The organism is Kitasatospora sp. NPDC085895 (genome assembly GCF_040702125.1).
In the GTDB taxonomy this organism is placed as follows: domain Bacteria; phylum Actinomycetota; class Actinomycetes; order Streptomycetales; family Streptomycetaceae; genus Kitasatospora; species Kitasatospora arboriphila.
Genome location: NZ_JBFBJY010000059.1, coordinates 47,965 through 54,721 on the forward strand (window position 1 = coordinate 47,965; position 6,757 = coordinate 54,721).

A 6,757-nucleotide genomic window follows, 5' to 3' on the forward strand; every position below is an offset into this window, starting at 1 on the left:
CGGCCACCGCCGGGGCACAGCACAGCCAACCGCAGAAAGGCGGCGCACACCCCATGACCCGGGTCCTCGTGGTGGACGACGAACCCCAGCTCGTCCGCGCCCTGGTGATCAACCTCAAGGCACGGAAGTACGAGGTGGACGCCGCCCACGACGGCGCCTCCGCCCTCGCCGCGGCCGCCGCCAGGCCCCCGGACGTCGTCGTCCTCGACCTCGGCCTGCCCGACATGGACGGCACGGAGGTGATCCGCGGCCTGCGCGGCTGGACCCGCGTCCCGATCATCGTGCTCTCCGCCCGGCAGGCCTCCGACGAGAAGGTCGAGGCGCTCGACGCCGGAGCCGACGACTACGTCACCAAGCCCTTCGGCATGGACGAGTTCCTGGCCCGGCTGCGGGCCGCCGTCCGCCGCGCCGAACCGGTGACCGCCGGCGGCGCCGAGGCCGTGCTCACCACCGGGTCCTTCACCGTCGACCTCGCCGCCAAGAAGGTCCACCGCGGCGGCACCGACGTCCGCCTGACGCCCACCGAGTGGCACCTGCTGGAGGTGCTCGCGCGCAACGCCGGCCGCCTCGTCAGCCAGAAGCAACTGCTGCAGGAGGTGTGGGGGCCGGCCTACCGCACCGAGACCAACTACCTGCGGGTCTACATGGCCCAACTCCGCCGCAAACTCGAGGACGACCCCTCCAGCCCCCGCCACTTCGTCACCGAACCCGGCATGGGCTACCGCTTCGAGCCGTGAGGCCCCCAGGGGCAGCGGACCAGCGGCACCGCCATCAGGGGCGCGGGGAACTGCGCAGTCCGGGGGTGGGTTTCCGTACAGGACCAGGCTCGGCCCGAGTCCATCGTTGAGCCGCATCCGGGTTGCGCAGCTCTCCCCGGCCTTCGGCCGGGAGGTGCCCCCACGCGCCCCTGATCCGCCTTCCGTCCGGTGGGTCTTCACAGCATCTGCGCGGACTCCCGGGGGAATCCCGTTGCCCGGGAGGGGGCCGATGGGACAGGCTGCCGCTCGTGACCGATGATCGCCGCCCGCTGGGCCTGCCCGTCTTCTCCGCCCCGCACACCGACGCGCCGGGCGTCCCCGACCGGCGGCCGCTGCCGCCGATCGACCGTGCCCTCTTCCTGCCCCCGCCCGGCCAGGAGGCCCCGACCGCCGCGGACCGCCGCCCCCTCGCCGCCGGCGGCCTCACCTTCTCCGAGCCGACCGCCTGATCCCCACCCGCCCTCACCCCGCCGCAGGCCCACCCGCCGCCGGGGCGAGGTGCCGCACCGACGGCCCTTCCAGCGCAAGGGCGGTGAGCCCGGTCGTGCTGCCGGAGCCGTGCTCCTCGCCGGTGGCCCAGTGCACGGCGTCCCCGGCGGAGACGGGCACCCGGGTGCCGTCCGGGCCGGCGACCCGGCCCTCGCCGGCCACGACCAGGAACAGTTGCTCCACCGGGGCCGGATGGGCGCCGAGGACGCCGCCGGGTGCGATCGTCAGGCAGGTCAGCCGCACCGCCCCCTCGCCCGCCGCGACGCCGGTGGCTGCGGTGCCCGTGCTGCCGAACCGGTCGACGACCGTCTCCGCGCGGTCGAACCGGAACATCTCCACGACGGCCTCCTGAGCCTCCTACAGCGGACGGGCCGATGCTACGCGGTGGCCGGGCCGGGGCGCGGGCCGTCGACCAGGGCGGCGATGCCGTCGAGGAGGCGTTGCAGGCCGAACTCGAAGAGGCGGTCGAGGTCGAAGTCGTAGCCGTCGGTGACGTGTCGTTGCAGGAGGGGGAAGCGGCCGGTGTCCATCAGGGCCAGCAGGGCCGGTTCCTGGGTGGCCATCCACTCGTCGGCGTCGAGGCCGCTGTCGGCCATGGCGGTGCTCTCCGACTCGACGTTGACGGCGGTGCCGCGGACGTAGTTGAAGAGCGTGAGGTGGGTGGTGAAGACCGTCCACGGGTCGAGGCCGCGGCCGTCGAGGGCGCCGAGCACCCATTCGGTGAACGGCATGGCGGAGGGGACGATCTGGGGCCGCGTCATGGAGAGCGCGGGTGCGAGCCAGGGGTGGCGGCGGCAGGTGTCCCAGAGCATCCGGGCGGCGAGGGCGAGCGGTTCGCGCCAGCCGTCGGGCCGTTCGTCGGGGAAGCCGAACTCGGCGAGGGCGGTGTCGAGCATCCGCAGCAGCAGGTCGTCCTTGTCGGCCACGTGCCGGTAGAGCGACATGGTGGCGACGCCGAGTTCGGCGGCGACGCGCCGCATGGAGAGTGCGGCGAGGCCCTCCGCGTCGGCGACCGCCGTTGCGGCGGCCACGATCCGGTCCGCCGTCAGGGCGGCGTCCCGGCTGCCGCGGGGGTCGGTGGCGCCGGTGCGGGGAGCCTTCACGGGGGCCGGGAGAGGGGCCGCCGGGGGAGGACCGGCCGGGGACGGTGCCTGCGGCGCGGCCACGACGGTGCCGATGCCCGGGACGGCGCGGACCAGCCCCGTCCGGCGGAGTTCGGTGAGCGCCTTGGTCGCGGTCGCCATGGCGACGCCCCACTGCCGGGTGATCTCCCGGGTGGAGGGCACCCGGTCGCCCGGGGCCAGTTCGCCCTGTTCGATCCTGGCCCGCAGCTCATCGACGATCCTGCGGTACCGCGATCCGTCGGTCCGGTCCATGCCGTCCCCTCCGCACTAGTGCACCTTGCTCTGCCGGTCAGCCTAGCCACACCTGCGCCCGGACCGCCCGAGAGCAGTGCACCACCCGTCAGGAGCACTAGTGCACCAGGGGTAAATGCCCTGTTGGGAAGGCGATTTCAGGCTTGCGTGGCGTGATGCGTACATCGTACATTCGACGGCATGGGGAACACAGACATCCTGATCTCCGGCGGCGGCATCGCCGGTCCGGCCCTCGCCCACTGGCTGCACGCGGCCGGCTTCACGGTGACCGTCGTGGAGCGCGCACCCGCGCCGCGCCCGGGCGGCCAGACCGTCGACCTCCGCGGCGCCGGACGCACCGTCATCTCGCGGATGGGCCTGATGGAGCGGGCCCGCGAACTGAGCCTCGACCAGAAGGGCATCGCCACCGTCGACGCGGCGGGCCGGATCACCTCCCGGCTGCCCGCCGACGCCTTCGGCGGCGAGGGCATCGTCTCCGAGATCGAGATCCTCCGCGGCGACCTCGCCGGCCTGCTGTACGAGGACACCGCGCCCTACACCGAGTACCTCTTCGACGACACCGTCACCGCGCTCGCCCAGGACGCCGACGGCGTCACCGTCGACTTCGAACGGGCCGGGACGCGGCGCTACGCCGCCGTCATCGGCGCCGACGGCATGCACTCGGTGGTCCGCGGCCTGGCCTTCGGCCCGGAGTCGCAGTGCGTGCGGCCGCTCGACCTCTACCTCGCCTGGTTCACCGCCGAGACCGAGCTCGACCTGGACGGCTGGTACCTGATGCACAACGCGCCGGGCGGCCTGGTCGCCTCGGTGCGCCCCGGCCGCCTGCCCGGCGAGGTCAAGGCGGGCTTCGGCTTCCGTTCGGGACCGCTGGAGTTCGACCGCCGGGACACCGCCGCCCAGCAGGAGCTCGTGGCACGGCGGTTCGCCGGCGTCGGCTGGGAGACGCCGAGGCTGCTGGACGCGATGCGCCGCTCCACCGACTTCCACCTGGACTCGCTCGGCCAGGTCCACCTGGACACCTGGTCCCGCGGCCGGGTCGCGCTGCTCGGCGACGCGGGCCACTGCCCCTCGCCGCTCACCGGCCTCGGCACCAGCCTCGCCCTGGTCGGCGCCTACGTCCTGGCCGGCGAGGCGGCCGCCGCCGACGGCGACCTCGCCGCCGCGTTCCGGCGCTACGACCGGGTGATGCGGCCGTACGTCACCAAGGCCCAGGAGCTGCCGCCCGGCGGCGCCGGCGGATTCGCCCCGAACAGCGCGCTGGCGATCCGGCTGCGCACGATGTCGATGCGGTCGATGAACCGCTGGCCGATGCGGCAGCTGCTGGCCGCCCAGTTCGCCAAGGCCGGCGACATCGCCCTGCCCGAGTACGGTCTCCCGGCCGCCCGCTAGGACGTGTCTTCGAAGGCGTACGGGATGCCACACACCTGAGCCCGCCGCTGAAGAGACCTCTCCTGGGTCCCGGCCGTGCCGCCGTTCGGGTGCGGGCGCCTACCATCGCGGCATGGTCGCCTTCCTGCTCGCCGCCGTTCTGCTGGTCCTCTTCGTGATCGGCGCCGCGCGGGACCTGCGGCGGCTGAGCAACGCGGTGCTGCTCGGGCTGGCCGTGGCGGCCGCGGCCGCCGGTCTGCTGGGCGAGCTGGACCGGCTGCCGCCGGGCACGGCCCGGGCCGTCGCCGACGCACTGCCGGTCGCCACCCTGCTCGCCGCGCTGGCCGTGGCCGTGCTGCTGGTCGGCAACGGGGTGCTGATGGTGCGCCGGGCGGGCGGCAGCCCCGTCCACCTGCTGCCGCTGCTCGCCGGGTCGGCCGGGCTGGTGCTGATCGGGGTGCTGTGGACGGCGGCCCGGGTCGACTCCCGGCCGCTGCACGCGGCCGCCGCGGCCGCCCTGCTGGTCGCCGGCTACCTGGCGTTCCTGTTGCTGTGCTGCCTCGGGTACTCGGCGCTGTACGGCCGGATCCCGCCGCCCCGGCAGGTCGACTTCGTGGTGGCGCTCGGCGCCGGACTGGACGACGACCGGGTGTCGCCGCTGCTCGCCGCCCGGCTAGACCGCGCCCTCGGACTCCGCGCCGAGCAGGAGCGCCACGGGCCGCCGGCGCCCGTCCTGGTGGTCTCCGGCGGCAAGGGCACCGACGAGCAGCTCAGCGAGGCCGAGGCGATGGCCCGGTACGCCGCCGACCGGGGCGTGCCCGCCGCCGCGGTGCTGCGGGAGGACCGCTCCCGCAACACCGCGGAGAACCTGCGGTTCAGCGACCGGCTGATGCGAGACCACCGGTCCGACTACCGGTGCACCGTGGTCACCAGCAACTTCCACGTGCTGCGCACCGCCGTCGAGGCCCGGCGGGCCGGCGTGTCCGGGCAGGTGGTCGGCGCGCCGACGGCCGGAGTGCTCTGGCCCGGTGCCGTCCTGCGGGAGTTCGGCGCGTTGCTGCTCTGCTACCCGCGGACGAACGCGGGCGCGGTGCTGCTGCTCGTCGTCCTCGGCGCCACCGCCGGCTGGCGGCCCTGACGTCCGTCCCCGCCGCGCGCCGACCGGTCGGCGGCACCTGACCGGTCAGCCGCCGAGCGGTCAGCCACCGCCGACGGGCTCCAGCACGAAGACCGGGATCTCCCGATCCGTCCGCTTCTGGTACGCCGCGTAGTCGGGGAAGGCCGCCACGGCGCGCTCCCACCACTCGGCCTTCTCCGCGCCGCCGAGCTCACGGGCGGACATCTCCTGCCGGACGGGCCCGTCCTGCAGCTCGACCAGCGGGTTCGCCACCACGTTGTGGTACCAGACCGGGTGGCGCGGTGACCCGCCCATCGAGGCGACGACCGCGTACCTGCCGTCGTGCTCGACCCGCATCAGCGGGGTCTTGCGGATCTTGCCGCTGCGTGCGCCGAGCGTGGTGAGGAGGACCACCGGCATGCCCCGCAGGGTGGTGCCCCGCGTGCCGCCCGAGCTCTCGTACAGCTCCACCTGGTCCCGCACCCACTGCTCCGGACTCGGCTCGTACTCGCCCTCCAGAGGCATGCCCACCATCCCGTCTGCCGTCGCACCCGGGCGCCGTCGGACGCCGCCCGGGCGGGGAGCGCCTCCCCGCACAGCCTCCGGCCTATCACCCGCCGCACGGCGAGTCACGCCCCGCCCACCCGCCGAGCGTGTCGCACCCCACCGGCGGACGGCCCGCCCGCCACACAGGCGTGTCGGGCGCCGGGCGTCCCGGAACGGCCGGATACTGCGCTGATGACGCACCCTCAGCAGCCGCTCCGGCGGCGGACGTTCCTCGCCGCGGGCGCCGCCCTCGTCCTCCCGCTCGGCAGCCCGGCGGACTTCCGGCGTCCCGCCGGTCCCGGCCCGGACCGGCCCCGGCCGCTCCCGGCCCGCCGCGGACTGGCCGACCTCTTCGGTGAGGAGATCCGGCTGATCCCCACCGACGACCCGGTGGTGGCCCTCACCTTCAACGCCGCCTGGAACGAGGACGGCATCGACGCCGTCCTCGACGAGCTGCGCGGCCGCGGCGTCCCCGCCACCTTCTTCCTGACCGGGCAGTTCGCGGAGGCCGACCCGGAGGCGGCCGCAGCCATCGCGGCCGAGCACGGCGTCGCCGGCCACTCCTACGACCACCCCGAACTCTCCGACCTCGACGCGGCCGGCCTGCGCGAGCAGGTGGAGCGCGCCGCCGAGGCGATCCGCGGGGCCACCGGCACCGACCCGCTGCCCTTCTACCGCTTCCCCTACAGCGAGACCAGCCCGTCCGCGATCGCCCAGGTCAACGCGCTCGGCTACGCCGACATCGAGTTCACCGACGACACCCTCGGCTACCTCGGCGAGGGTGGCGGCGTGAGCGTCCAGGACGCGGTGGACCGCGCCGTCCGGGCGATCCGGCCCGGCACGATCCTCCAGATGCACCTCGGCTCCACCGAGACCTCGGGGCCGAACGTCGACTCCCGCGCCCTGCCCGCCGTCGTCGACGCCGTGGAGTCCCGCGGCTACACCGTCATCGACCTGGCCTCGCTCGTCTGACGCACCGTCGATCCGCCCCGGCGGCACGGGATCCGGCAGGTTGCCCGCCGTGGGCGGCCGGGCCTGGCAGGGTGGACGACCCGCTGGGCCTCGCCGACCCCGGCCGACCCGACCCGCCGCGCTCAGCCGGC

8 protein-coding genes are annotated in these 6,757 nt (G+C 75.0%); 5 read left to right on the forward strand and 3 right to left on the reverse strand.

Translation table 11 applies throughout. The features are described 5' to 3' along the window. Window positions 1-53 precede the first annotated feature (53 nt). Together AB0442_RS29360 and AB0442_RS29365 are read left to right on the forward strand one after the other, a co-directional pair. Window positions 54-737, forward strand: a complete 684-nt coding sequence (locus AB0442_RS29360) for a response regulator (protein ID WP_366166607.1) — start codon at window positions 54-56, stop codon at window positions 735-737. A 269-nt stretch (window positions 738-1,006) separates the two neighbouring features. Continuing rightward, window positions 1,007-1,207 (forward strand): hypothetical protein, encoded by a 201-nt coding sequence (locus tag AB0442_RS29365; protein WP_359984734.1) that lies wholly within the window; start codon window positions 1,007-1,009, stop codon window positions 1,205-1,207. A 13-nt stretch (window positions 1,208-1,220) separates the two neighbouring features. On the opposite strand, the gene AB0442_RS29370 is transcribed toward AB0442_RS29365, so the two are convergent. Both AB0442_RS29370 and AB0442_RS29375 read right to left on the reverse strand, forming a co-directional pair. Beyond that, window positions 1,221-1,580, reverse strand: coding sequence for a cupin domain-containing protein (locus AB0442_RS29370; RefSeq protein WP_366166620.1), 360 nt, complete (start codon window positions 1,578-1,580; stop codon window positions 1,221-1,223). 44 nt (window positions 1,581-1,624) lie between these two features. Further along, complete coding sequence (locus AB0442_RS29375; RefSeq protein WP_366166608.1) at window positions 1,625-2,623, reverse strand: TetR/AcrR family transcriptional regulator C-terminal domain-containing protein; 999 nt, start codon at window positions 2,621-2,623, stop codon at window positions 1,625-1,627. 180 nt (window positions 2,624-2,803) lie between these two features. On the opposite strand from AB0442_RS29375, the gene AB0442_RS29380 reads away from it, so the two are divergent. Together AB0442_RS29380 and AB0442_RS29385 are read left to right on the forward strand one after the other, a co-directional pair. Then, window positions 2,804-4,012, forward strand: a complete 1,209-nt coding sequence (locus AB0442_RS29380; protein ID WP_366166610.1) for an FAD-dependent monooxygenase — start codon at window positions 2,804-2,806, stop codon at window positions 4,010-4,012. Between the two features lie 112 nt (window positions 4,013-4,124). Then, window positions 4,125-5,129 carry a YdcF family protein gene (locus tag AB0442_RS29385; RefSeq protein WP_366166612.1) on the forward strand — a complete coding sequence of 335 codons (1,005 nt, stop codon included), beginning with the start codon at window positions 4,125-4,127 and terminating at the stop codon, window positions 5,127-5,129. A 60-nt stretch (window positions 5,130-5,189) separates the two neighbouring features. Here the strand turns inward: AB0442_RS29385 and AB0442_RS29390 are convergent, their stop codons facing one another. Continuing rightward, window positions 5,190-5,633 carry a nitroreductase family deazaflavin-dependent oxidoreductase gene (locus AB0442_RS29390; protein WP_366166614.1) on the reverse strand — a complete coding sequence of 148 codons (444 nt, stop codon included), beginning with the start codon at window positions 5,631-5,633 and terminating at the stop codon, window positions 5,190-5,192. A gap of 213 nt (window positions 5,634-5,846) precedes the next feature. Here AB0442_RS29390 and AB0442_RS29395 point away from each other — a divergent pair, with 213 nt between their 5' ends. After that, window positions 5,847-6,626, forward strand: a complete 780-nt coding sequence (locus AB0442_RS29395) for a polysaccharide deacetylase family protein (RefSeq protein WP_366166615.1) — start codon at window positions 5,847-5,849, stop codon at window positions 6,624-6,626. Window positions 6,627-6,757: the final 131 nt, after the last annotated feature.

Excerpts from the sequence above, each read along its gene's own strand:
- AB0442_RS29375 (WP_366166608.1), bottom strand. The coding sequence starts at position 2,623 with ATGGACCGGACCGACGGATCGCGGTACCGCAGGATCGTCGATGAGCTG.
- AB0442_RS29370 (WP_366166620.1), bottom strand. The coding sequence starts at position 1,580 with ATGTTCCGGTTCGACCGCGCGGAGACGGTCGTCGACCGGTTCGGCAGC.
- AB0442_RS29380 (WP_366166610.1), top strand. The coding sequence starts at position 2,804 with ATGGGGAACACAGACATCCTGATCTCCGGCGGCGGCATCGCCGGTCCG.
- AB0442_RS29385 (WP_366166612.1), top strand. The coding sequence starts at position 4,125 with ATGGTCGCCTTCCTGCTCGCCGCCGTTCTGCTGGTCCTCTTCGTGATC.
- AB0442_RS29360 (WP_366166607.1), top strand. The coding sequence starts at position 54 with ATGACCCGGGTCCTCGTGGTGGACGACGAACCCCAGCTCGTCCGCGCC.
- AB0442_RS29395 (WP_366166615.1), top strand. The coding sequence starts at position 5,847 with ATGACGCACCCTCAGCAGCCGCTCCGGCGGCGGACGTTCCTCGCCGCG.
- AB0442_RS29390 (WP_366166614.1), bottom strand. The coding sequence starts at position 5,633 with ATGCCTCTGGAGGGCGAGTACGAGCCGAGTCCGGAGCAGTGGGTGCGG.